General features: G+C 57.7%; 27 protein-coding genes and 2 tRNA genes. 17 read left to right on the top strand and 12 right to left on the bottom strand.

Features of this window, described 5'->3' with window-relative positions:
• Nucleotides 1–31: 31 nt before the first annotated feature.
• The 8 genes from ABSB80_RS09295 to ABSB80_RS09260 all read left to right on the top strand — a co-directional run bounded on the left by ABSB80_RS09295 (nt 32) and on the right by ABSB80_RS09260 (nt 8,727).
• Entirely contained in the window at nt 32–370 is a 339-nt protein-coding gene (locus ABSB80_RS09295; protein ID WP_428370335.1) for a hypothetical protein, read from the top strand.
• A 465-nt stretch (nt 371–835) separates the two neighbouring features.
• The gene (locus tag ABSB80_RS09290; protein ID WP_428370334.1) at nt 836–1,480 is read left to right on the top strand and encodes a GNAT family N-acetyltransferase; all 645 of its coding nucleotides are present in this window, start codon (nt 836–838) and stop codon (nt 1,478–1,480) included.
• Between the two features lie 87 nt (nt 1,481–1,567).
• Nucleotides 1,568–3,511: a proton-conducting transporter transmembrane domain-containing protein gene (locus tag ABSB80_RS09285; protein ID WP_428370333.1), complete on the top strand. Its 1,944-nt coding sequence runs from the start codon at nt 1,568–1,570 to the stop codon at nt 3,509–3,511.
• The gene (locus ABSB80_RS09280) at nt 3,508–4,449 is read left to right on the top strand and encodes a respiratory chain complex I subunit 1 family protein (RefSeq protein WP_428370332.1); all 942 of its coding nucleotides are present in this window, start codon (nt 3,508–3,510) and stop codon (nt 4,447–4,449) included. Before ABSB80_RS09285 ends, ABSB80_RS09280 begins: the two co-directional genes overlap by 4 nt.
• Complete coding sequence (locus ABSB80_RS09275) at nt 4,446–5,138, top strand: hydrogenase subunit (protein WP_428370331.1); 693 nt, start codon at nt 4,446–4,448, stop codon at nt 5,136–5,138. Before ABSB80_RS09280 ends, ABSB80_RS09275 begins: the two co-directional genes overlap by 4 nt.
• On the top strand, nt 5,135–6,613 hold the full coding sequence (locus ABSB80_RS09270; RefSeq protein ID WP_428370330.1) for a proton-conducting transporter transmembrane domain-containing protein: 1,479 nt from the start codon (nt 5,135–5,137) through the stop codon (nt 6,611–6,613). Before ABSB80_RS09275 ends, ABSB80_RS09270 begins: the two co-directional genes overlap by 4 nt.
• Nucleotides 6,613–8,193 carry a hydrogenase large subunit gene (locus tag ABSB80_RS09265; protein WP_428370329.1) on the top strand — a complete coding sequence of 527 codons (1,581 nt, stop codon included), beginning with the start codon at nt 6,613–6,615 and terminating at the stop codon, nt 8,191–8,193. Before ABSB80_RS09270 ends, ABSB80_RS09265 begins: the two co-directional genes overlap by 1 nt.
• Nucleotides 8,194–8,202: 9 nt before the next feature.
• On the top strand, nt 8,203–8,727 hold the full coding sequence (locus ABSB80_RS09260) for an NADH-quinone oxidoreductase subunit B family protein (protein WP_428370328.1): 525 nt from the start codon (nt 8,203–8,205) through the stop codon (nt 8,725–8,727).
• A 574-nt stretch (nt 8,728–9,301) separates the two neighbouring features.
• On the opposite strand, the gene ABSB80_RS09255 is transcribed toward ABSB80_RS09260, so the two are convergent.
• Nucleotides 9,302–9,490: a hypothetical protein gene (locus ABSB80_RS09255; protein WP_428370366.1), complete on the bottom strand. Its 189-nt coding sequence runs from the start codon at nt 9,488–9,490 to the stop codon at nt 9,302–9,304.
• On the opposite strand from ABSB80_RS09255, the gene ABSB80_RS09250 reads away from it, so the two are divergent.
• Both ABSB80_RS09250 and ABSB80_RS09245 read left to right on the top strand, forming a co-directional pair.
• Complete coding sequence (locus ABSB80_RS09250; protein ID WP_428370365.1) at nt 9,422–10,498, top strand: response regulator; 1,077 nt, start codon at nt 9,422–9,424, stop codon at nt 10,496–10,498. The genes ABSB80_RS09255 and ABSB80_RS09250 overlap by 69 nt on opposite strands.
• 87 nt (nt 10,499–10,585) lie before the next feature.
• Nucleotides 10,586–11,866, top strand: a complete 1,281-nt coding sequence (locus tag ABSB80_RS09245) for a sensor histidine kinase (RefSeq protein WP_428370327.1) — start codon at nt 10,586–10,588, stop codon at nt 11,864–11,866.
• A gap of 201 nt (nt 11,867–12,067) precedes the next feature.
• On the opposite strand, the gene ABSB80_RS09240 is transcribed toward ABSB80_RS09245, so the two are convergent.
• The 4 genes from ABSB80_RS09240 to amrS all read right to left on the bottom strand — a co-directional run bounded on the left by ABSB80_RS09240 (nt 12,068) and on the right by amrS (nt 14,721).
• Nucleotides 12,068–12,331 carry a DUF4405 domain-containing protein gene (locus ABSB80_RS09240; protein ID WP_428370326.1) on the bottom strand — a complete coding sequence of 88 codons (264 nt, stop codon included), beginning with the start codon at nt 12,329–12,331 and terminating at the stop codon, nt 12,068–12,070.
• A gap of 65 nt (nt 12,332–12,396) precedes the next feature.
• A complete protein-coding gene (locus ABSB80_RS09235; RefSeq protein WP_428370325.1) occupies nt 12,397–13,140 on the bottom strand; it encodes a response regulator in 744 nt (247 codons plus the stop codon).
• A gap of 83 nt (nt 13,141–13,223) precedes the next feature.
• A complete protein-coding gene (locus ABSB80_RS09230; RefSeq protein WP_428370324.1) occupies nt 13,224–13,718 on the bottom strand; it encodes a Mut7-C RNAse domain-containing protein in 495 nt (164 codons plus the stop codon).
• Nucleotides 13,708–14,721 (bottom strand): AmmeMemoRadiSam system radical SAM enzyme, encoded by a 1,014-nt coding sequence (gene amrS, locus ABSB80_RS09225; RefSeq protein WP_428370323.1) that lies wholly within the window; start codon nt 14,719–14,721, stop codon nt 13,708–13,710. Before amrS ends, ABSB80_RS09230 begins: the two co-directional genes overlap by 11 nt.
• On the opposite strand from amrS, the gene ABSB80_RS09220 reads away from it, so the two are divergent.
• Nucleotides 14,720–15,049: a hypothetical protein gene (locus ABSB80_RS09220; RefSeq protein WP_428370322.1), complete on the top strand. Its 330-nt coding sequence runs from the start codon at nt 14,720–14,722 to the stop codon at nt 15,047–15,049. The two genes, amrS and ABSB80_RS09220, sit on opposite strands and share 2 nt — an antisense overlap.
• Nucleotides 15,050–15,247: 198 nt before the next feature.
• Nucleotides 15,248–17,095, top strand: coding sequence for a histidine kinase N-terminal 7TM domain-containing protein (locus ABSB80_RS09215; protein WP_428370321.1), 1,848 nt, complete (start codon nt 15,248–15,250; stop codon nt 17,093–17,095).
• A 77-nt stretch (nt 17,096–17,172) separates the two neighbouring features.
• On the opposite strand, the gene ABSB80_RS09210 is transcribed toward ABSB80_RS09215, so the two are convergent.
• Nucleotides 17,173–17,388, bottom strand: a complete 216-nt coding sequence (locus ABSB80_RS09210) for a hypothetical protein (RefSeq protein WP_428370320.1) — start codon at nt 17,386–17,388, stop codon at nt 17,173–17,175.
• Between ABSB80_RS09210 and pyrH the strand changes: the two genes are divergently transcribed.
• From pyrH to ABSB80_RS09190, 4 genes are all read left to right on the top strand, one after another.
• Entirely contained in the window at nt 17,372–18,076 is a 705-nt protein-coding gene (gene pyrH / locus ABSB80_RS09205; RefSeq protein ID WP_428370319.1) for a UMP kinase, read from the top strand. The genes ABSB80_RS09210 and pyrH overlap by 17 nt on opposite strands.
• Before the next feature lie 392 nt (nt 18,077–18,468).
• Nucleotides 18,469–18,543, top strand: a tRNA-Pro gene (locus ABSB80_RS09200).
• A gap of 10 nt (nt 18,544–18,553) precedes the next feature.
• Nucleotides 18,554–19,207, top strand: coding sequence for an endonuclease III domain-containing protein (locus ABSB80_RS09195; protein ID WP_428370318.1), 654 nt, complete (start codon nt 18,554–18,556; stop codon nt 19,205–19,207).
• 90 nt (nt 19,208–19,297) lie between these two features.
• Nucleotides 19,298–19,786, top strand: coding sequence for a hypothetical protein (locus tag ABSB80_RS09190; RefSeq protein ID WP_428370317.1), 489 nt, complete (start codon nt 19,298–19,300; stop codon nt 19,784–19,786).
• Nucleotides 19,787–20,548: 762 nt separating this feature from the next.
• On the opposite strand, the gene ABSB80_RS09185 is transcribed toward ABSB80_RS09190, so the two are convergent.
• The 6 genes from ABSB80_RS09185 to ABSB80_RS09160 form a co-directional block, all read right to left on the bottom strand.
• A complete protein-coding gene (locus tag ABSB80_RS09185; protein ID WP_428370316.1) occupies nt 20,549–21,580 on the bottom strand; it encodes an inorganic phosphate transporter in 1,032 nt (343 codons plus the stop codon).
• Between the two features lie 31 nt (nt 21,581–21,611).
• Nucleotides 21,612–22,241 carry a DUF47 domain-containing protein gene (locus ABSB80_RS09180; RefSeq protein WP_428370315.1) on the bottom strand — a complete coding sequence of 210 codons (630 nt, stop codon included), beginning with the start codon at nt 22,239–22,241 and terminating at the stop codon, nt 21,612–21,614.
• Nucleotides 22,242–22,299: 58 nt separating this feature from the next.
• Entirely contained in the window at nt 22,300–23,490 is a 1,191-nt protein-coding gene (locus tag ABSB80_RS09175; protein WP_428370314.1) for an inorganic phosphate transporter, read from the bottom strand.
• Complete coding sequence (locus tag ABSB80_RS09170) at nt 23,487–24,116, bottom strand: DUF47 domain-containing protein (protein ID WP_428370313.1); 630 nt, start codon at nt 24,114–24,116, stop codon at nt 23,487–23,489. Before ABSB80_RS09170 ends, ABSB80_RS09175 begins: the two co-directional genes overlap by 4 nt.
• A 79-nt stretch (nt 24,117–24,195) precedes the next feature.
• Nucleotides 24,196–24,267 (bottom strand) — tRNA-Ala (locus ABSB80_RS09165).
• Nucleotides 24,268–24,331: 64 nt separating this feature from the next.
• Nucleotides 24,332–25,456: a nicotinate phosphoribosyltransferase gene (locus tag ABSB80_RS09160; protein WP_428370364.1), complete on the bottom strand. Its 1,125-nt coding sequence runs from the start codon at nt 25,454–25,456 to the stop codon at nt 24,332–24,334.
• A gap of 166 nt (nt 25,457–25,622) precedes the next feature.
• Between ABSB80_RS09160 and ABSB80_RS09155 the strand changes: the two genes are divergently transcribed.
• Nucleotides 25,623–26,294, top strand: a complete 672-nt coding sequence (locus ABSB80_RS09155; RefSeq protein ID WP_428370312.1) for an MTAP family purine nucleoside phosphorylase — start codon at nt 25,623–25,625, stop codon at nt 26,292–26,294.
• Nucleotides 26,295–26,306 lie beyond the last annotated feature (12 nt).

The following is a 26,306-nucleotide window of genomic DNA, read 5'->3' as shown; positions in this document are numbered from 1 at the left end:
ACTAAATAGTGCCCGGAACAACACTACTGGCATGGCAGGAACCCTCCGGGTTGAAATCGTCGGCCTGAAAACCTCTGAATGCTCCCCCTTTCCCTGCGATGAGGACCGCACGTGCGGCCTGTCTGGCTGCTATCTCTCAGGAAAACTTACCGATGCGTTCAATGAACTGGAAAAAGTCCTCACCGAAACCTATGGCGACCGTGTCGAGATGAAACTCACCCTGCTCGACGGCGGTGCCCCCGATCACATCCGCGCCATCATCGAGAAGGAGTATCCCCCCGTCCCCATGGTCCTGGTCAACGGCCGGGTGACGAAGATCGGGAGGATCACCCTGGACCGGATCAAAAGAGAGATCGAGAAGGAACTTTAAACCGGTTTTTCCTTTTTTTCGGCTCTGGAGAAACCTATTTTTCAATAAATCAGGTTATCATTTCAAGTGGTTATGAGGAAGCCTGTTCTTTCCTTCGGGAAGAGCGGTCTCCTCCAATATATCTACAATGAATATCGATGATTTCTCCAAAGTTTTTTTTCAACTATTTTTCAACTATGTATCTCTTTGAAACGCGCATAACGGGAAATGTCCGGAATCCACCGTTTTTACGAACCAGCAGGTATTCCGCTGTGCCGTCCCGGTGATTTACCTAGACAGGGAACCGGCTCGCTCGTGACCCGGGAAAAATACGCCCTCTCCCGCAGTAGAATGCAGCACCAGTTATATATGGGGGGAGAAATAACCGGTGTAAATCGTTTTCAGAAAACTATCTCCTGATGATCCCGATGTATACAACCTGTTGTGATTCTCACTTCGTCCTCTCCGGAAGAAAGGAGGTGCCGGATGCCGGCCCTGTCGGCATATTCCGATTCTGAACCGTTCAACGAGGACCAGACGCTCCTCACGCTCTACGCGCTGGCAGGAGAGGAGAGCGGGGGCTTTGTTACCTTCCGCCCGCACTTCCTCCACCGGATCGGGAAAGCGTTCTTTGACGGTGGTGCTGTCCCTGCTCCCCTGGGGGTCGTCGGTTCAGCCGAAGTCAGGGAGCTCTCGGAGGAGGAGATGGCCAGGGCCGAACGCGAACTCTGGATCCATTACCACCAGCAGAAAGCAGACCACCGGAACGACCGCCTCTTTGCAGCGTTCGCCGGGACCAAGCTCATCGGAGTGGCCCGCTGTGCCCGGCACCCCGACGGGCTCGAAGTGGACGCGGTGTACGTGCTCGACGAATACCGGCGGCAGGGGTTTGCCCGCTCGGTCATGGCACTGCTCGTCGGGGAATGCGGGAAGAACGACACCCTCTACATGCACTCGAAACTTGAACTCGTGGACTTTTACGGGAGCCTCGGGTTCCACCCTATCCGCGAGGCCGAGCTACCGAAGTCCATCCGGGACCGATTCAGTTTTGCGCTCGGCAACCTTGGGGGGCTCGATGTCTTACCTATGAAACGTGATGCAGGGGCAGTCCCTGCAACGGAAAATACCTGAAGGGAAACAGATGGTGGCGGGATACTGCATTCGGGATGGAAAGAGGGACGCCCGGCGTTCACTGCCACAGGAGAACGGGGGAATACGATGATTCCTGAGATCTTTTTCACCGCTCTCGTGCTGCTGTTCCTGGGTTTTGTCGTTCCCCTGGTTTTCGCGCAGTACGATCGCCGGGTCATCCGGACGTTCTCCCTCACCTGTATCCTCTGCGCATCAGTCCTGCTGGGTTTTGTCGCGCTGGATGTCCTTGCAGGCGGCGGCACCCTTGCATTTGTCGGTTACCAGCCCGTTGCCGGGATCTCCCTCGCGTTCATGGTCGACCGGCTCGCAGCATTCTTCATCCTGATCATCGCGCTCGTTTCAGGGTGCGTGGCGATCTACTCGCATGAATATACCGAACACCTTACCGGCGGGTCGCGGAGGAACCTCCTCTGCGGCTGTACAAACCTCTTCATTCTTGCCATGGCCCTTGTCGTCGCCTCGGCCACGACGCTCTCCTTCCTCCTCTTCTGGGAGCTGATGGCGGGTGCATCGTTCTTTCTTGTCATGTACGAGTACCGGGAGCCCGAGACCCGGAAGGCCGGCATTTTCTATTTCGTGATGACCCAGATCTCCACGCTCTTCGTCCTCCTCGGCATCATCGCCCTCTACGAGCAGACCGGGTCGTTTGCCATCGCCCCCCTGGGAGCTGCAGCCTCGCCCCTCGTTACGGCGGCTTTCCTCTCGCTCTTCCTGGGGTTCTCCATCAAGGGCGGCATCATCCCGTTCCACAAGTGGCTCCCGTACGCCCATCCTGCAAGCCCGTCGCCGATCTCCGCGCTGATGTCGGGCGTGATGCTGAAGATAGCGGTTTACGGGCTGATCCGGTTCCTCCTCGGTCTCTTCACCCCGGATCTGTGGTGGGGCGTCCTGATCCTCGCTGCAGGCACCGCTTCAGCAGTCCTCGGGGTGATCTACGCCCTGAAGGAGCACGATGTCAAGGGGATGCTCGCCTACTCAAGCATCGAGAATGTCGGGATCATCTTCATCGGCACCGGGCTCTTTGTGATCTTCACCGCGTACCACCTCCCCCAGCTCGCCCTGATCAGCCTCCTCGGTGCGCTCTTCCATTCCCTGAACCATGCGCTGTTCAAGAGCCTTCTCTTTCTCACCTCTGGCTCGGTCATCCACGCCACCCGTACGCGGGACATCGAGCAGATGGGCGGCCTCGCCCACCGGATGCCGTATACCTCGGCCCTCTTCTTCATCGGGGCCCTCGCGATCGCCGCCCTCCCCCCGCTCAACGGGTTTGCAAGCGAGGTCCTCATCTTCATCTCGTTCTTCTCGTCCGTGGCACTAGTCGACCCGTTCTTCAAGGTCCTGCTCTTCATCTGCCTCTCCCTGTTTGCCCTGACGAGCGCACTCTCGGCAGCCTGTTTTGTCAAGGCCTACGGCTCCATCTTCCTCGCCCTCCCCCGCTCCCCGGAAAGTGCCGGGGCCCGGGAAGTGCCTGCGGCGATGATCGCCGCCCCCGCGATCCTCGCTGCCGCGTGCGTATTCCTCGGACTCTTCGCATTCCAGATCTTCTCCCTGTCGGGCTTTCCGGTTCCCATGCCGGACATGCTGCTCGTCGGCCTCCTCCTCCTTGTGATGGCAGCGCTTGCGTACGTGGTCCTGTACTTCACCGCTTCCCGCGAGGTCCGGATCTCCGAGACATGGGGCTGCGGCACCCCGTCGCAGCAGCCGTCCACGGAATACAGCGGCCATGGGTTCTCGGAACCTATCGATGTCATCTTCTCGGCCATCTACCGCACCCGGATCAGGAACGAGCGGACGTTCTTCGACGGACAAAACTGCATCTTCCGGGAAGGGACCGGGGAGATCCGGCTCATGAAAGTCTTCGAGGAGTACTTCTACCTGCCCGTGGCGCGGGCCTCGTGCCGGGCTGCGGCTCTGCTCTCAAGGTTCCAGAACGGCTGCCTCGACACGTACCTCCTGTACGTCTTTGTCACGGTCATTGCCATCATCCTCTTCCTCGGGTGGTTTGCATGAACCTGTCGTTTGTCCTGTACCTCGTGGTGAACACGCTCCTTGTGCTCGCAATCTCCCCGCTCTTTGTCAGCCTCATCAAAAAGGTGAAGGCGTGGACGCAGGGGAGGAATGGCCCGTCCGTTTTCCAGACCTACTTCACGCTGGCAAAACTCGCAAAAAAGGAGGTCATCTACTCCCCCCACGCCTCGGCCATCATGCGGGTCACGCCGATCGTGAACATCGCGGCAGTCCTGGTCGCCGCCCTCTTCGTCCCCCTCGTCTTTGTCCCTGAACCGGTCGGGGGCATCGGCAATATTATCCTCCTGCTCTACCTGCTCGCCCTTGCCAAGTTCTTCATGGCCCTCGCCGGGCTCGATGCGGGGAGTTCCTTCGGCGGGATGGGCAGTTCGCGGGAGATGAGCATCTCGGCCATCATCGAACCCACGACCATCATCGTCTTTGCCGCCCTTGTCTTCGTCTTCAGGACACTCAACGTCTTCGATATGTTTGTGGCATCCGCTGCTGCCGGTACGCTCTCCACGCCGACCCTGATCCTGATCGGGATCTCCCTCTTCATCATCCTCATCGTCGAGACCTCCCGTATACCGGTCGACAATCCGGAGACGCACCTGGAACTTACCATGATCCACGAAGGGATGATCCTCGAGCAGTCGGGGCGCAACCTTGCCCTGATGGAGCTCTCGTCCGCGGTGAAGCTGACACTCCTGATGGCGCTCCTCATCAACCTGGTCGTCCCGTACGGGCTAGCGACCAGCATCACCGCGGCCGGAATCCTTGCAGCAGTTGTACTCTTCATCATCAAGGGCTCCGTTCTTGCAGGGGTCACCGGGCTCTTCGAATCCTCCATGGCCAAGATGCGGTTCTTCCGGCTCCCCAGCCTGTTTGCCATGGCATTCTTCTTCTCCACCCTGATCATCATCATCGAGGTGTTCGCATGATCGACCCGGCCTATATCCAGAGTATCGTCAGGATCCTGTTCGCCATCGTGATCATCACGGCGGCCTATATCATCTCTACCCGCAACCTGCTCTCGGTCGTCTCCGTCTACGCCCTCCAGTCTCTGACGCTCGTCTGCATAGCGCTCGCCCTCTGGTCGCTCGAAGGGACGACCGTCCTCCTTGCCATCGCGGTCCTCACATTTGTCACCAAGGTACTGGTCATCCCCTACTTCATCGCTGCCATCCAGGAGCGGGTGCGGATCAAGCGGGACATCGAGTTCCATTACCTGAGCCCGACGACCTCGCTCCTCCTCTCGATGGGCCTGATGCTGGTCATTTACAGCGCGCTCTCGAGGATCCTGCAGGGGACACCGGCTCGGGAGAGCCTCTTCTTCTTCGGTGCCGTCCTTGGGATCTCCCTGATGCTGATGGGGATGATGGTGACCTTCTCGAGAAAACGTGCCATCACCAAGGTGCTGGGCTACCTTTCCATGGAAAACGGGGTGCTGCTCTTCGGCATGTTCGTCACCGAACTGCCGTTCATTATCGAGTTTTTGATCATCATCGACCTGATCATCCTCGTCCTCCTGACCACCATCCTGACGGTGGGGATCGACTCGACGCTCGAGGACTACCACAAACGGCTGCACCGCTTCCACCTCCTTGAAGGGATGGAGGAGACACCATGATCCTGGAAGCATCTGTCCTCACGGCGGTCTGTGCACTTGTCCTGGTAGCCGCAAGCCGCACCCACCGGCAGATGAATGCAGTCTGCATCCTTGAGGGGGTCCTGTTCCTGATGCTGGCAGGCTTCGTCCTCCTGTCAGGGATCCCGGTATCGTCATTCATCGTCGGCAGCCAGTTCTTTTTCATCGACCACCTCGGCATCTACGAAGTGCTGATCACGGCTGTGGTCTTCACCCTCGCCGCGGTCTATGCCCGGGGGTATGTCGAGGGACTGCTCGAGAGCAGGGAACTCGGGAAAGGGAGCCTCAGGCTCTTCTACGCGGCGTGGGCCCTCCTCCTCCCCATCATCGTCCTTGCGTTCTTCTCGGACAACCTCGCCCTCTTCTGGATCTTTGCCGAGCTGACCACGGTCATCTCCGCCATGCTCGTCGCGATCCTCTATGCCCGGGAGAATATCGACGCTGCCATCAAGTACATCTTCATTGCATCGGTCTCGATGCTCTTCTCGTTCGTCGGGCTGATCTTCCTCTTCGAGATCTCCCGCACTGCGACGGGGAGCGGCAGCCTGAACTGGACCGCCCTGATCCAGCAGGCCCCCTCGTTCCCGGCGGGCATGATGGTCGCCGCGTTCGCCCTCGTCTTTGTCGGGTTTGCCGCAAAGTGCGGTATCTTCCCGTTCCATACCTGGCTCCCGGAAGCCCATGCCAAGGCGCCCTCTGCCGTCAGCGCCGTCCTCTCGGGAGTCCTCCTGAACGTGGGGATGTACGGCATCCTCCGCGTCTTTGCCATCGTCCACCAGACCCCGGCCGTCTCCACGGTTGCCCCGCTGATTGCCCTCTTCGGGCTCTTTACCGTCGGCATTGCCGCGGTCTCCATGCTGGGCGAGAAGAACCTCAAGAAACTGGTGGCGTTCTCGAGCGTGGAGAATATGGGCATCCTGCTCCTCGGCATCGCGGTAGCCACACCCCTGGCCATCTTCTGGGTCCTCTTCCACGTCATGGCCCACTCCTTCACAAAAGCCTCCCTCTTCTTCTCGGCAGGGATCCTCCACCGCCAGTACCGGAGCCCGCTCTCGAGCGATGCTGCCGACGAGATCCGGGACGTCTTCCGGCTCCAGCCGCTTGCCGCCTGGGGCATCATCATCGGCGGGCTTGCTATCAGCGGCATGCCTCTCTTCCCGATCTTCTTCTCCAAGCTCTTCATCCTGCTCCAAATCGGCACGGTCTCACTCTGGGAGGTACTGATAGTCCTTGTCCTGCTCTTTATCGCGGCCTCGGCACTCGGTTACTACGTGATCACGACTTTTACTCAGGTGTCGTCCCCAGAACATCCGACTGATATCCGGCAGTACCCTACTCCTGCCGGCATGAAGGTGCCCGTTATCGTCCTGCTCTGCATTATCCTCGTCCTCGGGATAGTCTTTACCAAGGGGGAAGTGACATTCCTCAATCAGATCGTCGCGGAGCTGAGGTTCTGATGACAACCGACGAGATTCCTGATATCGCAGACGTTCGCCAGCTCCTGGGGCCCGGAGGGGCGGCCCTGCAGATAGACCGGGGGTGCAACGGTGAATATTACGTGGCTCCCGGTGAACGCGGGTTCCTGCAGGTTATTACAAACCTCGCTGCCCGCAAGTGCGTCCTGATCGGCCTGTTCTGTGTGGAAGGGTTCTCCGCATCAGCACGGTTCTCGCTCTTCTATGTCTTCGAGAAGAAGACCCGGATCATCATCCTCATCCGGGACTGCGACGGGAGGACCAGTTCGGTTGCCCGGATCTTCCCTTCCGCATCCTGGTTCGAGCGCGAGTGCCGGGACGGGTTCGGCGTTGAGTTCGACGGTGCCTTCGACACGAGGAGGCTCTTCCTCCACGAGACCTATCCCGACGGTTTCCACCCGCTGGCCAGGTCGTTCCGGAACGGGCCCGTTGTCACCCGACAATCCGTGGATCCTGCGGATGAATACCCGTTCAGGAATGTCAGCGGCGAAGGCGTGTACCAGGTACCGGTCGGGCCGGTCCACGCGGGCATCATCGAGCCGGGGCATTTCCGGTTCAGCGTGATCGGCGAGACCATCTTCAACCTCGAGGTCCGCATGTTCTACACGCACCGCGGGATCGAGAAACTCGCGGAGGGGAAGACCCCGCAGGAGTCCGTCGGAGTCGCCGAGGCGGTGAGCGGCGACGAGTCGGTGGCAAACGCGGGGGCATTCTGCCTCGCGGTCGAGAAGATCTCCGGCACTCCTGTACCGGAACGGGCCTGGTACCTCAGGACCATCCTTCTCGAGATGGAGAGGATCTGCTCGCACCTCGGGGACCAGGCCGGCATGCTGGTCGATGTCGCCTTCCCGCTCGGGGCCGCCCAGTTCTCCGTCCTCCGGGAGGACGTCTTCCGCATGAACGCCCGGCTGACCGGCTCGCGGTTCATGCGGGGGGTGATCGTACCCGGCGGGCTTGCACAGGATGTCAGTAAGGCGGACCTCTCCGCGCTTGCGGCATTCACCCGGCAGTTCCGGAAGCGCTACCGGGTCGGCCTGAAGATCGTCCTCTCCACCACCTCCGTGATCGACCGCTTCGCGACGACCGGGGTGATCCGGAAGTACCTGCTGCGCCCGCTCAATATCACCGGTCCAGCGGCGCGGGCTTCCGGGGGCAGGGTCGACGTTCGGGTCAACCACCCGTACGGCATCTATGACCGCTTCGCCCCGGCCATGAAACCGCTCAACGACGGGGACGTCCTCTCGCGGTTCACGGTGAAAGCAGCCGAGATCCTCGACTCGCTCGACCTGGTCGACCGGCTGCTTGCCCAGGTGCCCGAAGGCCCGGTGAAGGGCGACGTGGCGGTCGGCGACGGGTATGCACTGGCACTCGTGGAATCGGCCCGGGGGCAGAACCTCTGCTGGGTGCGGGTCAGGGACGGGCTCATCGACCGGTACAAGGTGAGGACCGCCTCGTTCTGCAACTGGCAGGCTATCGAACACGCGGTGCAGGGGAACATAGTCCCGGATTTCCCGGTCATCAACAAGAGTATGAACCTGTCCTATGCCGGGACGGACCTGTGAGGTGGAGCGATGGTCAACGCATTTTCCTGTTTTATCAAGAAGAAAGTGACCGAAGAGGGGCCGGCCCGGGACGGGGAGATTGAGATACTGGGCCGGAAGATCCGGCGCTCGGTCGACGCGGTCTTCGGGAGGAGCCTTGCCATCCGCGAGCTGGACGCGGGCAGCGACAACGCGACCGAGATCGAGATTAACAACCTGAACAACCCGTATTACGATGTCGAGCGGTTTGGCATCACCTTTGTCGCATCCCCCCGGCACGCGGACGTGCTGATCATCACGGGCGCCGTGACCCACAACATGGCGATTGCCGCGAAGAAGACCTACGATGCGATGCCTTCCCCGAAATTTGTCGTTGCTGTCGGGGACGATGCCTGTGATGGCGGGATCTATCGGGGCACTTATGCCGTGCTTGGGGGGGCGGACCGGCTGCTGCCCGTGGACCTGAAGATCCCGGGTAACCCGCCCACACCCGTGCAGATCCTTGAAGGGCTGCTGGCACTGATGAGGAAGGCGGGAGAGAAAGACCGGGACTGATGCTCCTCCCTTTTGACAGGCAAAGGTCTCCGGGTGTTCTGACAAAGGTTACCTTTCCCGGCAGGAACGGTTGATGGTTGCTCCGGATACCGGGGGCCGGTACCCTGCTGCCGGGAGGGACAATTTATACCCCGGAAGATAACCGGTAGCGTATGGGGGCCGTTCGGAAATGGGGGCACAGGCCGTATTCGCTCGGCCGTTATCCACGGCGGCCCGGGGGCCCCCGGTGAGGTCGCGCCGGTTGCACGGGTACTTTCAGCAGCCCGACCTCTCTTAATACGACCTCATCCCAGGTCTTCATATCCGGGGCAAACCCTCTCCGTCTGTTTTCCATTCAGCCTGAACCGGTTCAGCTGTAAAATATATAGGAGATTATTGCAATATATACCTCTCAATCCAAAATATAGTCATCATTCGAAAAATAAATATCCCTCTCAATTCCATACCTGATCGGAAAACAGGAATCACCGGATTTTCCTCCTCAGGGAGATGGATAATCCTGAACCCGGATCTTTCCAGCGTAACCGTGACTCAGTGAGGATCACCCATGCCCACACAATGCCGTCAGCAGGACTCAGGAGATAACGATCGTCCCGTTCATGCAGGCCCCGGCACCAGAACAACGAATAACCGTACATCCGGTCGCCCTCCATCGGATATAGCACTCTCCCGGTCTCCCGGGCAGCCGGTCCATGTGCTCCTGGTGGATGATGAGCCGCTGCTCCTCGAAGTCAGCAAGCTGTATATCGAGCAGCACTTTCATATGAATGTAACAACTGCTGAATCGGCAGCCGATGCCCTGGAAAAAATCCGCAAAAGCACGTTTGATGTAGTCGTCTCCGATTACCAGATGCCGGAGATTGACGGGATTGCGTTCCTGAAGATGATACGGAAGACCACTCCTTTTCTGCCGTTCATCCTCTTCACCGGGAAGGGCAGGGAAGAAGTCGTCATCGATGCCATCAACCACGGGGCGACCTTCTACATGCAGAAAGGCGGGGAACCGAAGGCGCAATATGCTGAACTTTCGCACAAGATCCACCGTGCCGTGGACCAGTGCCGCTCCGAGTCCGCGCTCCGTGAAACGAATGACGTGCTGAACGCGATCCTTGCCGCATCGCCGAACGGGATCGCCCTCGTCCGGGAACGTACGCTCCAATGGGTGAATGATTCCCTTGCCCGGATGCTGGGATATTCGCCCGCAGACCTTGTCGGCATGCACCTTTGCAGGCTCTACGAAAATGAAGAGACCTACCGGCAGATAGCAGGCCAGATCGTCAGCGACCTGAAAGAGACCGGCAGATCCAAAGTGACAACCCGGTTCCTTCACCGCAGGGGATTTGCTATCGATTGCGAGATCCACATCGCGCCCCTTGACCGGGGTAATCTTCACTTCGGCCACATGATCATGATGAACGATATATCCCGGAAACTGGCTGCGGCACGGGAGCTCAAGAACATCGCGGCGTTCCCCCACCTTGAAATTACGCCGGTCATCGAACTGAATATCAACGGACGGATAACCTACTTCAACGATGCAGCAATCGAAGCCTTAGTAGAATGCGGAAATGGTGCCCGGCTCGAATCGTTTATCCCGAAGGATATTCGCGAGATCCTGGCTGATATCGACCGGGCCGTACTTCATTCAGTACACCGTACCGTAAAGGTCGGGCTTGCCGAATTCCGGGTCCACGTCACCCTGAGTTCGAGGTTCCGGATTGCCAGGATCTCTGCCATTCACACCGGTAAGAGACCTGAGGAAGGATCTTAAGCATGATCGCGGGCGGCGGCCCGGTACTCCGGCTGCCAAATCCCATTGAATAAATTCATCAGACTTTCAGGCAATAGGTACGACAGAATGGACCGGCAGATTTTTTTCACCAGTCTCAGGCCATCCCTGCTCGTGGTATTTCTCGGTACGCTTATCGTAATGACCATTTTTGAGCTGGTCAAGCAGATTCTGGATCCCGGGATCACCGTGTGGGAATCCCACACCTTCACCATCCTGTTCACCAGCTGCCTTGCAATTGTCATAGCCTATTTCACCTTCCAGTCTCTCCATGCAGCGCACCGGACAGCATCGGAAGAGCTTGCGAAGAGGATTGCCGCCGAGAACCTCCTGAGGACGTCGGAAGCCCGGTACCGCTCGTTTGTTGAGTCTGCCGATGAATCGATCTATACGGTCGACCCCGAGGGAAAGTACCTCCTGATGAATACCCACCATCTCGCACGGCAAGGAATTTCTTCCGGGGAATTCCAGGGAAAAACGTATGCCGATCTTCATTCCCGTGAAGAGACCGGGCGGTTCTCGGACCTTGTTAAAAAAGTGATCAGCACCGGATCTTCCCTTCAGGATGAGTACGGGCGGAAAGGGAGATATTTTCTCCGGCAGCTTCACCCGGTCATCGACCCGGCATCCGGCGAGGTCATTGCCGTAACCGTGATCTCAAGTAACATAACCGAAAGAAAACAGGCAGAGAAGGCGATCCTTGAGGCCAACCGGAAACTCAACCTCATGAACAATGTAACCCGGCACGATATCCTCAACCAGCTCTCCGCCCTTTCCGGGTATCTGGTACTGGGGAAAGAGCAGAATGACATAACAAAATCCCGGGAATTCTTTGAGAAATGTGAACGCGCTGCAGATACCATCCGCTCCCAGATCTCCTTCACAAAGGAATATCAGGATATCGGAGTGCATGCCCCCGAGTGGCAGAACCTGCACGAGACCATCGAGCGTTCACGGGGATTGCTCGTACTTGGCACTATCCAGCTGCAGAATGACTGCGCCGGGTACGAACTGTATGCCGATCCTCTTCTCAAGAAGGTCTTTTACAACCTGGCTGACAACGCCCTCCGGTATGCAGTGCCGTTCACCCGCATCCGTTTTTCATGTGAGCAGCACCGGGGATCTCTCGTAATCATCTGCGAAGACGATGGAGCCGGGATTCCCCCTGAGGAAAAAATCCGGATCTTCCAGAGGGGATACGGGAAAAATACCGGGTACGGGCTCTTTCTCATCAGGGAGATCCTTTCGATCACCGGTCTCACCATATCAGAAACCGGGGAAACGGGGAAAGGTGCACGGTTCGAGATTGCCGTTCCGGAAGGCAATTACCGGGCAGCAATTGAAAAATAAACCTGGTCGGCCTGTCAACGAAGGCTGGTCAAAGCACGGTAACATTCTTTGCGGAACCTACGTATCCATCGCGGTGCCTTTTACTCCCCGGACCGGTATCTGACCGCAAATACGGATTTTCTCTCTATTTTACGCAGCGTAAAACCACATCTGTCAGGGAAACGATTCCCCTGCTGATCTTGTTTTAAAAACGGATTTATTTCACTCCATCTCCCCTGCAACGATCCTCCTCGTCATGGTGATGACCCACTTCCGGTTCAGGTACAGGTGGATGAATACCAGCACTCCCAGGAGGATACCTGACTGGTCATGGAGGTCGGACAGGAATGCAGAGGGCAGGACCACGTTGTTCAGCCCCGACAGCTGCAATAATACGGTATATTTGAGGAGCCCGGTCACAAAGCAGACCAGGAACGCAATTCCCATCAGGAGATCAACGACCCATATGAGAACCTGGGGTTTCATCGCCACTCATCTTTCCCGTTCAATGGTATGGGGCGGGAGATAATGGATGTTTGGAAAGTGGGAGGTCACCAGCTGGGCATGGGGAACCCTTTTGCCATGAACGCTGACCCGATCTCGCGCTTCAGCTGTTGGATCCGGTCTTCGCTGGACCGCGTGGTCATCACCATCTGTTCGATGACCTTCTTTGCCTCGCTGTTGGTGATCTCCTCCCGCACCGGCCCCCGGTAGGTCTTCTCCAGCATGCCGATCAGTTTCCGGTTGACCGATACGCGCTTGGAGAGTTTGGCAAATTCGCAGAACATCTCCTTGTCAACCCCCGCTTTCTTCGCGAGCACGATCGACTCCTCGATCTTCCGCTTCCGCAACAGCACCTGCTCGACCGCAGCATAGAGATCGTTCTGGCCGAACGGCTTCATGACATAGTCCTCGATGCAGATGTTGTACTGCCGTGCCTCGGCCGGCGTGATCGCCTTGCCGGTCAGGATCAGGGTGGGAATGGTTTTGGTTCGGGGGTCTTTCTTAATGTGTTCGAGGGTCTTCCACCCGTCCATGGGGGCCATCAGGACATCGAGAAGTATGACCCCGGGGCGCTCTTTTTTCAGGATATCGAGGCACTCCTGCCCGCCCGATGCAATGATGCTCGGGTAGCCTTTCCTATCGAGGAAGAGCTTGATAAGATAGGAAATATCCGGGTCGTCATCGACGATAAGGATCATCTCTTTTTCCGACCGCCCGGCTTCCTCTCCCGTAAACAGCGTCCTGACTGCGTCCATATAACGGGACATCCGGTTCTGCGGGTGAGCTTCCATGAGCTATACTGAGTATCCCGATTGACAATAAAAATGTTATTATAATTCCATAGCGCCGCAGGAGACTCTTCCTCACGGGATGGTTATCGCTCCCGCAGTTCCCGCCCGATCCGTTCGGAAATATGCTTCCCGTGCGATCCGTTCCAGTAGAGTTTCCCGCACTGCCCGCACCAGAAGAAGGTGAGTCCGGTCCTGTCCCGGGGGGCATAGTCCGAACCGGCAATCTCCGCTTCGTCCGCGTCGCGCAGGGGAGTGTTGCAGAGCGAACACCGGCTCAGGTCCAGCCGCCGCCTCGCAAACCCGAGGTCGATCAGCTGCTGCACCTGCTCCATCACGTTCTCGGAGATGATGAATACGGCCTGCTCTCTCCCGCGCCGGGCGAGTTCTGCGTCCCGTGTGAGAAGGACACGGTGCTCCTGCCGTGCCATGTCGAGGAGAAGGGTGTCCTCTTTACTGTTCCCGGCGGCAAGCCTGTTTGCGCTCGTGGTGTCATAGCCCATGAACCGGAGGTAGCGGGTCAGGGTGCCCAGCATCCGGTCGGCGATGAACCGGGTCTCCATGGAGGTATCAGCCGACATGCCGCACGATCTCGATCGTTTCCCCGCATTTCCTGCACTGCTGCCCGTCGAGCTCCCGGAACCGGCTCGAGAACCCCTGGCGCTCGATGAGGGTCGCCCCGCACGACGGGCAGTACGTGTTCTCGTACTCGTGGTGGTAGACGTTCCCGAGGTACGGGAAGCGGAGCCCGAGTTCCTTTGACATCCGGTAGATCTTCTCGAGTGTGGCGACCGGGGTCGCCCCGCGGTCGGTCATCTTGTAGTCCGGGTGGAATGCCGAGAAGTGCATGGGGGTTGCAGGCCCGAGGTGTTCGATCACCCACAGGATCAGGGCCTTCATCTCGTCCATGCCGTCATTGAGGCCGGGGATGACGAGGGTGACGGTCTCGACGTGCATGCCGAGCTCGCGTGCGAGGGCCGCGGAATCGAGCACCGGCTGGAGCCGGGCGCCGCAGACCTTCCGGTAAAAGTCGTCGCTGAACGCCTTGAGATCGACCCGGTACGCCCCGAGCATAGGGGCGAGCTCCCGCAGGGCCTCTTCGGTGATGTACCCGTTCGTCACGTACACGGTGCCAAGTCCCTTCTTTTTTGCCAGCATGCCCATGTCAAGGGGGTACTCGTGCCAGATCGCTGGCTCGTTATAGGTCCACGAGATGCTCGCGCTCCCGCTTTCCCGTGCACGGCTCACCCCTTCTTCCGGGGAGAGGTCGCGGAGCACCGCCCCTTTGAGTTCAGCCCTCGAGATATGCCAGTTCTGGCAGTGCTCGCAGTGGAAGTTGCACCCCACGCTGCCAAGTGAATAGGACAATGTCCCGGGCAGGTAGTGGAACAGGGGTTTCTTCTCGATCGGGTCGACGGCCTCCGCGCTGATCTTCCCGTACGTTGCCGCGTAGAGCGTGCCCTGTTCATTGATGCGGACCCCGCAGATCCCGTGCTTTCCCTCATGTATCACGCAGCGGTGGTTGCAGAGGGAACACTTCACCGTCCTGTTCTCAAGTTTAGCGTACTGGAGGGCTTCGTGCATGGGTATCTCCGGATGGAGGATCGTTCTTCCTGAACATGAAGATATGGGTGCTGTGGGGGACTCTTCCGTTTCCGTTGAAAATCGTATTATTCGGATATCACTGGAGGGTGGTTTCTCTTTTATCATTGCGATGAACGCCGCCGCAGTCGAAGATTTTTCCCTGAAAATCTTCTCCACAACCTTCGGCTGTCCCCAACGGGGAGCCTGCCGCGACATGATGGGCAGGGCTGGCTTGAGAAAATTCTCTGAGAGAGAATTTTCGACTCGCCCCGAGACTCGGCAAGAGGAAGTTTTTCCAAACTTCCTCTGCTTCATCCGTACAGGATGAAGCAAGTCGAAGAATCCATGAGGATTCTTCTCCAGTCAATCCTCGCTTATGCGACGATTGACTCCTCTGAGAGGCCCTGAGGCGGGGAGCTCTCGTAACGGAATAATTCTCATGGTTTCGGAGTGAACTCGATTGATTCATGTCTGTTTCCCTTGAGAAGAATCCCTGACAAAGCCACGGTATATCCGGAACCAGCTGATGGAGATCGGATGGGAAATGGACGGCAGACGTACCGGGAAAGACCGCAGGTTACCGGAACCCTTTTCCCTGTCCCTGCAAGAATACCAGTATGGTGCGGAAGCAGGAAGGCAGGACCCTATGAGTTGGCAGTACTCCCCCCTTGCGCTTGTCCTTGCGATTTCAGCAGTTCTTCTCGGGTCATTCACGCTCTTTGCATGGAAACGCCGCCATATCCCGGGGATCATCCCGGTTCTTGTTCTCTTCGCTGCCGCAACAGTCTGGTTGGGCACATCCGCGTTCTCGCTGGCGCATACTGATCTCACCACTGCAATCTCGATGGACCGGCTGGCGTATCCTGCAATAGTTACCATCCCCGTTGCGTACCTGCTCTTTGCACTCTGGTATACCGAGCATGACAACCGGCCTTCCCGTCTCTTCCTTGCGCTCCTTTTCGTGATCCCGGTCCTGTCGGTCTGCCTTGTTCTGACGAATGATTTTCACCACCTGTATTATACCGGCTTTTCTGCCATCGGGGGCCCGAGGAATTCTCTTATCTGGACATTCAGCCGCGGCCCGCTCTTCTGGATCACCGCGTCGTACTCGTTTGTCCTTATCCTGACGGCGTTCCTCCTCTTTGTTCTCCGCTACCGGACAGTGGGAACGCTGTTCCGTACCCAGATATACCTTATCCTTGCAGCGGGTTCTGTCCCCTTTCTTGCAACCCTTTTCTATATCTTCGACTTCGGACCCGATCCTGGGTTCGACTGGACCCCGGTTACCTTCGTGATCTCGGGCTTTGCACTCATTGCTGCAACGCTCAACTTCGAGCTCTTTTCCCTGCAGCCCCTGACGCATTCCCTCCTCGTAAAGACGATGAAGGATGGCGTTGTTGCTACAAATGCGGACGGCCGCATAACGCTCATCAACCCTGCCGGAACAGCTCTGCTCGGGGTATCTGAAGACGAAGGGGTGGGCCGGCAACTGGCCAGATGCGTGCCAGGACTGGCACGCTTTGTCGCTCCTGCCGGGACACCGGGAGTGGAGGGGGGCGAGATCACGCTTCCAGCCCGGGGTTCCCCCCGCATCTATGACGTCCAGACCGTTACCATCCCGTCTGAAGGATATCATGAGGGAGGCCATATTCTTACGTTCCGCGACGTGACGGACAGGAAAAATGCCGAGACCGCTTTCCGGAAGGCGAACTCCCAGCTCAACCTCCTCTCCAGCATCATCCGGCACGACGTGAAGAACAAGCTGACCGCCCTCTTCATCTACCTCGACCTCGCTTCAGACCAGGACGTGGGGAACGGGCAGCGGGAAGACCTCGCAAAAGCACGCGGTTCTGCAGAAGGAATCCTGACCCTTGTCGATTTTACCCAGAAATACCAGGACCTCGGTGTTGCCGCTCCGTCCTGGCAGAACGTCGGGGAGCTCCTGAAGGAAGCGGCGGGCCATCTCGACTGTTCCGGTGTCCGGACCGTTGACGATACCCGGGGGCTTGAACTGCTCGCAGACAAGCTCTTCGAGAGGGTGATCTACAACCTCCTCGACAACGCGCTCAGGTATGCACACGGGATGCAGACATTTTCCGTCAGGTACGCCCTGAAGGACGGGACCCTTGTCCTCTATGCGGAAGATGACGGCCCGGGGGTTCCGGCCGGTGAGAAGAAACGGATCTTTGAGCGGGGGTTCGGGAAAAATACCGGGCTCGGGCTCTTCCTCGTCAGGGAGATCCTCGGGATAACGGGAATAACAATCCGTGAGAGCGGAGAACCGGGGAAGGGGGCGAGGTTCGAAATGACGGTCCCTCCGGGAGCGTTCCGGTTTTCAGGGCAGGACGCGACCGGCGGGATCCTGCCCGGCTGATGGTAGAACCGCTGCCGGCGTGAAGGGGCTCATTCTTTCGGTAAATGAAGGTCGGATCCTGAGGGCAGTGCTGACTGTCAGGGGTTTTCCGGTTCGGTATCTTCGGGAGAAGTATCAGCCTCAAGGACAAACGACCCCCGGTACCCGCATTTCTTACAGAGGTATACCTGTCCGATGTACCCGCCGGCCACCGGAAAGATCTGGTCGCTTTTACAGGAAGGGCAGTAGAGCATGGTCAACAACTCTATATGAGCACCCGGTACAAAAACTAGTGCAATGAAGAAGGTTGTCATCTCGCTGGGCGGCTCCATCCTGATCCCGTCCCTCGAAAACCATACGATCAGGGAATACGTTCCCGTCCTGAGGAAGATCGCAAAGCACTGCCGCCTCTACGTTGTAGTCGGGGGAGGTGGCGAGGCCCGCAGGTACATCGGCATCACCCGCGAGCTCGGGATCGACGAGGGCACATCCGATGAGGTCGGCATCCTCGTCACCCGGCTGAACGCGACCATGCTGATCGCGGCCCTTGGCGAAGACGCGTACCCGAAAGTGGCGGAGAGCCACGCGGAGGCAAAGAAGTTCGGGGAGTCGGGAAAGATAGTCGTGATGGGGGGTATCACGGCAGGCCAGACGACCGATGCGGTGGCAGCGGTCCTCGCCGAACGGGTCGGTGCCGCGGTCTTCATCAACGCGACCTCGGTGGACGGGATCTACACCGCCGACCCGAGGGAGAACCCGGACGCGACCCGGTTTGACGCGATGACACCGAAAAAACTGCTGGAGATCGTGGGCGGCACCGCGCTTGGCGCCGGCTCGAACAACGTGCTGGACATCGTCGCCGCACGGGTGGTGGAGAGGAGCCGGATCCCGCTCGTGGTCCTTGACGGGCGCGAACCCAGGAACCTCTCGAATGCAGTCCTCAAGGGCAGATACCGGGGTACCGTGGTCTCTGATGGGGAGAAGAACCCGCTGCCTCTGTGAGAAATAATCCTTCGGTTCTTCAAATCAGAAAAAATGAATGTTTTTTCCGCAGGAAAGATCTTTTGCAGGAATTCCCCCCCTCTTGCACCACCAGTCCCACCATTTGGGGGACGGGGCGCAATTGCGATGGGGACGATATTACCCGCACAAGTGATCTTTTGGAAAAAAGATGAAGGACAGTGAATCAATATCTTCTCAATAACTTCCCTGCCCCCGCCATGCTCGAAGTTCCTGCGAACTTCTCACACTTCGCGGTTCTGACGAACCACTCAGTCCTCGGAGGTGCCCCGAGGCGGGGAGCTCTCGCTCTATTTTTCGCGTAAATCTTTGATATGCAGAATCCACATCTACCATACCCTTTTTTTATTCCCCCACCCCATTTATGATGGCGCGGGGTAGTAGGGTAGCCTGGTCCATCCTAGAGCGTTTGGGACGCTTTGACGGCGGTTCGAATCCGCCCTACCCCATCGAGCAGCTATGAAAAAACAGGATGCCGCCCGGATCTATTCACTCCTTCTGAAGCGCTATCCGGATGCACGTGAATCCCCGGAGACCGTTGCCCGGGGATCGCCGTTTGAAGTGCTCATCCTCACGATCCTCTCTGCCCAGACAACGGACCGGGCGGTCCTCAGGGTGAAGGGACCGCTCTTTTCGGAATACCCGTCAGCGGCAGAACTGTCAAAGGCAAGGATCGAGGATGTGGAGACGATCATCCACAGCCTCGGCTACTACCATGCGAAAGCCCGGAACATCATCGCTGCTTCCCAAGCCCTCCTGTCAGACTTCGGGGGGACAGTGCCGGGAACGATGGACGAACTGCTTACAATCCCCGGTGTCGGGCGCAAGACCGCCAACATCGTCCTCTACCATGCGCTGGGCAGGAACGATGGCATCGCGGTCGACACCCACGTCCGCAGGCTGGCTCAGCGGATCGGGTTTTCTGACACCGACAACGTAAGCGTCATCGAGCGGGACCTTATGGCGCTCTTCCCCCGGGACCAGTGGGGGGACCTCACCGATCTCCTCATCGCCCACGGGCGGGCGACCTGCGATGCGAAGAAGCCGAGATGCGGCGAGTGCGTGATCCCGGAGTACTGCCGGTATTACCGGACGGTTATTAAAAAAAATTGATTTCATTTGTTCAATTTGAAGTCAAAACTTTTATTGTATCAAATTAGTATGACTAACTATTGCATCCTTTTGAGATTTAGGTTAATCATCATGGTAACTTCAGAGGAAATTCAAAAATTAAAAGATGAGTTGAGAGGAGAATCTGAACAAGTAACGAGACTCTATTTTGAAAAAATAATTGATTTCTTGAAATGGACAACAACAATTTCGTTAGGTGCACTTCTTTGGATTGGAACAAATTATCATTCAATTGGTAATAGTATTTGGCTAAATACTTCATTAGCCAGTTTTGGATTATCGATTATGTTTTCATTTGTATATGTTATTTTTATTTTAAATTGTGTGAATAAAACCTCAAAGTTGACGATTTACCATTTTGATACGGTTTCATCACTTATTCCGGGTGCTCCGATAACTGATGATGTAAGCAAAAAAATTGCGGAAATTGGGACTAGAAACTCAGAAAAGCCTAAAAAAATATCCAGTTTTCTTGGCATGCTAAATTGTCTGATAATATTTCACGGAGTATGTCTTATTGGAGGAACATTGTGTTTCCTTCTAGCGATGCTATTTAAATAATATTTTTCATAAGCTACCCACTCTTTCATGGTGTAAATGAGTCTGCCCACCCCCTTCGGGCGTCGCGGCGACGCCTCGCCGAGTCGCCGCTGGGTGAGGTTCCGGATCAAGGTATGTGCGTAGTCAAGGTAAGCGAGTAGCGCAAAATGTCGAGTCTCTTCAGAGACGAGACAGGAGAATCTCGAATGTTATCAGACATGAGAGAAGAGAAGAACGGAGTTCTTCGACTGAACGTATCGGCGTTCTTCGAGTCCCGACGAGCCGTTTTACGCGTAGGGCATCCCGCCGTGGTGGTGTTTGGAAAACGGTCTCCGAGAAAATGCTCTGTCCAGACTCTCCTTTCAGCGATGGTCCGGACTTACGATTCCCCTGAAAAATAAGTGCCCATAAATTGCCCCGTTTGCCAAAATAAGCCCGATTTGAAAGATAGGTTTTTTGATAGTCGCATTTTTTCGCGAATTATAGAACAACGATTTTGAGATACGCCTGCTATTTCGTTATTTCGCCTATATGGGGGTCATTTCTGCCTCTGAAAAACATCTAATTGTTGCCTTTTGGATGATTTGGAGGAGGGGAGCCCGAAGATCAGGTCCCGAAACGAAATGGCAGGGGGTCACGATCCAGAGCTCCGGATATACCGAACAGACCTCTGGCATTCGCCACAAGAATCCGATCGGTCGATTCTTTCATAAAAAAATTAAAAAAAACGGAGCAGTCCCCAAAAAATTTCCCGGAAAAATTTTTAAAAAATTCCGGAATAAATCAATACCCAATAACAACCCGTATCACGGCGAATGCCGCAAACCCGATCAGGGCACTGACCGGGATCGTGAGGATCCATGCCCACATGATCCTCCTCGCCACGCCCCATTTCACCGTGCTGGTGCCCATGGTCGTCCCCACTCCCATTATGGACGAACAGATAACATGGGTCGTGCTCACCGGAATACCTGCAATCGATGCGCCGATGATGGTCGTTGCACCTGCGGTCTCCGCGGCAAAACCATGGACCGGACGGAGCTTGGTGATTTTATATCCCATGGTCTTGACGATCCTCCATCCCCCGGAAAGAGTACCGAGCGCTATTGCGAAATGGGCGATCAGGATGACCCAGACCGGGACTGGGAGATGGTTCGGGTCGGCAGCGGCGCCGAAATATCCGACTGAAAAGAGCAGGGGGACGATGATGCCCATGGTTTTCTGGGCATCGTTGGTGCCGTGGGAAAAACTGTACGCGGCAGCAGAACAGAGCTGGAGCCGCCTGAAATGGCTCTCGGCCGTCTCCTTGTTGGCTTTTTTCGTGAGGTTGAGGATCGCTGCCATAAAAAGGAAACCGCATGCGAGTCCTATGACGGGTGAAATGACCATGAAGAGGGCGACCTGTCCGACGGTATCCCACTTGATCGCCGCCAGGCCTGCAGCTGAAATACCGGCGCCTGTCAAACCCCCGATAAGGGCATGGGAGGACGATGTAGGGAGGCCGGAAAGCCAGGTGATGATATTCCAGCTGATGGCACCGATAAGGGCCCCCAGCACGATGAAGGGGATCACCGCGGTCTGCACGTACCCCAGCTCTACGATCTTGCTGATGGTACTTGCGACGGCGACCCCGAACCCGAACGCGGCGACAAAATTGAAAAATGCAGCAAAGGCAACCGCGTTGCGGGGTGAAAGGACCTTGGTTGAGACTACCGTTGAGATCGAGTTCGCCGAGTCATGGAACCCGTTGGTGAAATCAAAGACCAGCGCGATACCGATGATAGCAGCGACCAGTGCCCACGTAGCTTCGATCATGCCAGCCCCTCAGAAGTTCCTGCCATCGCACTCATGAGTGCCGGATGGCGATATCGGAGAGCACATTTGCGACATCTTCACAATAGTCGGTGGCGGTCTCGAGGTGCTCGTAAATGTCCTTGAACTTGATGATCGCGATCGCGTCGGTCGTCCTGAACAGGTCCGTCACCGCATGGGCAAGCACGTCGTCTGCGAGGTTCTCGAGCCGGTTCACCTCGATGCAGCGCTCCTCGATATACCGTGGGTCCTTGATCGAGCGTATCCCCTTGACCGCGCCTTCGATCTCCGCGGAGGACATGTGGATAAGTTTTGCCAGCTCGATCATGTGCGAATCAGTTGCTTTGATGCCATAATAGAACATCTTCTCGGTCGCACCGTCGACGTAGTCCAGAACCTCGTCGAGGGCCGAGGCGAGCCGGGAGATCTCTTCCGGATCGAGGGGGGTGATGAAGGTACGGTTCAGCTGGTTGTAGATGTCGTGGGTGATCTGGTCACCCTGGTGCTCCAGCAACTCGATGGCGTGCCGTTTCTCCTTGACGCTCGTGAAGTCCTCGGTCAGCGCCACCAGCTGCCACGCCGCTTCCTTCACCACTCTCGCCTGTTTCTCGAATAAGTCAAAAAAGACCTTGTCCTGAGGTATCAACAACTCACGAAGACCCATAACAAACCTAAAGGTTATCGGCGAATGTCCTTAAAAATATAGTGAAATATAGTTGACTCTATACTGCCGCCAGCGCAAAGGAGACCACAAAGTAGCCGGCAAAAGCGACGACGACCGCAAGAGGAATCGTGATGATCCACGCTTCCATCATCTCGCGGACTACCCTCCACTGCACAGCGTTCTTTCCCCGGGTCGCACCGACGCCGATGATCGCCCCGTTGATCGCATGGGTCGAGGAGACCGGGATACCGTTCTGGGTCACCATGACGAGGATCGCGCTGCTTGCCGTGGCCGCACAGAATCCCTGGTAGGGGCGGATCTTCGTGATGCCCCTGGCCATCTTGTCCACCACCTGCCAGCCGCCGAAACAGGTCCCGAGCCCGATCGCAATAGCCGACACAAGGATGACCCAGGAGGGCACAGCGAATGTCAGGAGGATCCCGGAAGAGACGAGCAGGGCAGTGATTACACCCACCGCATGCTGCCCGTCATTTGCCCCGTGGGCGGTGGCCTGGGCGAGGCACGCGAGCACATGGAGGGGCTGGAAGATCCGCTTCATATGGTTCTGCCTGGAGTGCTTGAAGAGGTGCGATATGATGATATCGAAGAGGAATGCCCCGACCATGCCGATGATCGGGGATATGAAGATGAACAGGACGATGCCAAGGAGCCCGGAGAGTCTGATGACGCCGGCCAGCATCATGACAGGAATGATGAGCGCAGCCCCGCAGATCGCGCCCAGCATTGCGCCAAGACGTATGTCCTCGTGGAATGACGAGGTGAACACGCCGAGCAGGACGGCTCCGGTGACAGCGCCGATGAAACCGTACAAGACGACCTGCCCGAGGACGGTCCAGCCGGGGAGAAGGACTGCGGAGAGCCCTCCGGCTGCTATCCCCGTTCCCAGCAGGCCCCCGACTAAGGCATGGCTGCTCGATAACGGGATGCCGGCCCGGGTCGCAACAAAGACAAGGATGATGGCTGCTCCCATGGCAACAACAATCGAGAGGGGGGTCAGGCCGCTCTGGCTCACAATCGCCGTGCCGATAGTGGTGGCAACTGCCGTCGTGAAAATGAACGGGCCGACCATGTTGCAGATCGCCGTGAAAAAGACCGCTCGTCCCGGGGAGAGCGCTTTGGTAGCGACAACAGTCGCGATCGAGTGAGAAGCGTCGTTGAGGCCGTTGACAAAGTTCAGCGCGAGTGCAAGGATGACCCCGAACAGGATGATGGGTTCCAGGCCGGTCATGCGTGGCTCATCGCGATATCGTTGAGCGCATGGCCGACATCATTACACTTCTCCATGACCCTCCCGAACCCCTCGTAAATATCCTTGAGCTTGATGATCAGCAGGAGGTCGTTGGTCTTGAAGAGCTCGAGGACTGCCCGGGCCTGGAGTTCGATGGAAAGGTTGTAGATGCGGTTGATCTCGTCGGCATGCGTCCGCACGTCTTCCGGCCTTTTGAGGGTGGAGAGTGAATCGATCGCGTGGCAGATCTCGTCGATGGAGAGCTTGATGAGGTAGGAAAATTCACGGAGGGTGTCATTGGACTCCGCGATACCGTAATTGCAGAGCTGGTGGGTGACCCGGTCGATGCGGTCGAGCACATCGTCCATCACCGGGGCAAGGCGGGAGATCTCCTCCGGTTCGAGAGGGGTGATCAGGGACTCGTTCAGTTGTTCATAGATGCGCCGGGTGATCTCGTCCCCCTGGTGCTCGATCTGCCGGACCCTGTGGGACTTCTCGATCCCCAGCGGCAGCTCGTGGGTGATCTCGTTGAGGACGTCCGCCCCTTCTGCGATTGCCTGTGCCATCTCCTTGAAAAGGGTAAGAAATACCTTGTCCTCCGGGAGGATCAGATCGCGGATACGCATGGTTGTTCAGAGCTACCCTTACTCCGGAAGTATAAAAAAGTGCGTCCGACAACGGATCGTCAGTCAGAACAAAAAGAGATGGACCGGGCGGGAATTGAACCCGCGGCCTCTTCCATGCCAAGGAAGCGATCTACCACTGATCTACCGGCCCGCCGCATGCTGGCCTTATACTGTTGTGCGGCATTGGTTAAAAGAATTGTTCGTTTCCGCCCGGTTCAGGAATCCCGGAGAACCGCCGGTTTTCCGGCAAGGAACTCCCGCGCCGCGCCCATGTCCGGCCGCTGCAGGATCCGACCGTTACCGATATACCTCGACAGGAGCGGCATCGACCCTGCCGGGGGCGATGCAGCGGCAGGGAGCACCACATGCTCGCCCGACGGACATTCGTACACCTGTTTTGCCCCGCTCCGCTTGCCCCGCTTGGCTTTCGGCTGGCCGCCAATCTCAACGATATCCAGGGCAAAGTCAATGACCGGGGCATTGGCTATCGCCCCGCCGACACCAAAGGCATCGACAATATCCCGGTACGCAGTGACGTCCTCGCGGGTCACCCCGCCGGACAGGAAGATCTTTACGCCGGAGTAGCCGTGGGTGTCGAGCTCCCAGCGGACTTCCTCGATGATCGCGCGCATGTTCCCGCGGCGGGACCTCGGGGTGTCGAGCCGGACTGCCGCCGCCCCGCACTCCGCTGCCCGGAGCGATTCCGACTTCTCGTCGCAGTACGTATCGCAGAGCATGATCCGCGGGACGTCTGCCGGGGCGTTCCGGTCAAAGGACCGCCATGCATCTTCCGGTGTCGGGTAACACATCACGAACGCGTGGGGCATCGTCCCGACCACCGGCATCCCTTCCGGTGCGCACGTGTTCGAGACCCCGTCGACGCCGCCGATCCACGCGGCCCGCTCGATCATGGCCGCTATCGCCGGGTGCTGCCTGCGCGAGCCGAACGAGTAGACCGGGCGGCCCCGCGCTGCACGCTTGATGTGTGCCGCTGCGGAAGCGATACCGGAAGCATGGCAGAGGAACCCGAGGATCGCAGTCTCGTACCGGCAGAAGTCCCGGTATCTCCCGCTGATGCGGAGCACCGGCTCATTCCGGTAAAAGACGGCCCCTTCCGGCATCGCATCGACCGTGACCGGCAACCCTTCGAGGAGTGACAGGACATCGGGCAACCCGCAGAAGACCGCCCACGTGTCGGGCAGGGCCGAGGCAGTCACTTCCATGACCACGGCGGGGTTCAGCCCGTCCCGGCCCAGCGCCTCTTCCGTGCGCACGAAATAGATGTCCGTGCATTCCCCCTTCTTTATCGCCTCATCGCTGACGGTGAGAAACGTGCCCATAAAGAAGATCTTGGCGCTCATCCGCATTTACGCTTGCCCCCGTCAACGGGAAATGCGCTAATTATTAGTGCTCTCTCGCCAACCCTTCACTGCGAAGGGATAGTATGCAGAGAATGTTCACCAGCGGATCTTTTTCTATGGCCGGGTTCCCCGGCGGGGGGTACTGATGCTCGGGATCATCGGCGGCACCAGCCTCCTCTTCTCCACGCTCCCGGAACTGGAAAAACAGCGCGTGGACACGCCGTTCGGCAGTGCCGAGATACTCTCCGGCGATATCGTGATGCTGATGCGCCACCAGGACGGGCTCCCGCCACACCGCATCAACTTCCGGGCAAACCTCGCGGCCCTCGCGATCGCCGGGGTCACCGAGATTGTCGCCTTCGGTTCCTCGGGCTCCCTCAAGCCGAAGATCGTGCCGGGGTCCCTCCTGATCCCCACGGACTACGTCAGCGTGACTGATATCCCCTCCATCCACGACCACCGGATCGAGCACGTCCGCCCGGAACTCTCGGAAGACCTGACAAAGGAACTTGCCCGCACCGTTCCTTCAGCCCGCCACGGGGGAGTGTATGTCCAGACACGGGGCCCCCGGATCGAGACCGTTGCCGAGGTGAAGGCGCTGGCATGGATCGCCGATGTCGTCGGGATGACGGTCGCATCGGAGGCGACCCTTGCCTGCGAACTCGGCATGAAATTTGCCGCCCTCTGCACCATCGAGAACTATGCCAACGGGCTGGGGGACGAGGTGCTCACCTACGAGCGCATTGTCAGCACCTCGAGAGAGCACCGGCACAGGACGGAAGAGATCGTGAACACCATCATCAGAAAAATGGGCTGAAGACGATGACGG

It is taken from the genome of Methanoregula sp., assembly GCF_050010295.1.
In the GTDB taxonomy this organism is placed as follows: domain Archaea; phylum Halobacteriota; class Methanomicrobia; order Methanomicrobiales; family Methanospirillaceae; genus Methanoregula.
Note: the sequence above shows the minus strand (reverse complement) of the source record. Positions and strands in the feature narration are given on the sequence as shown.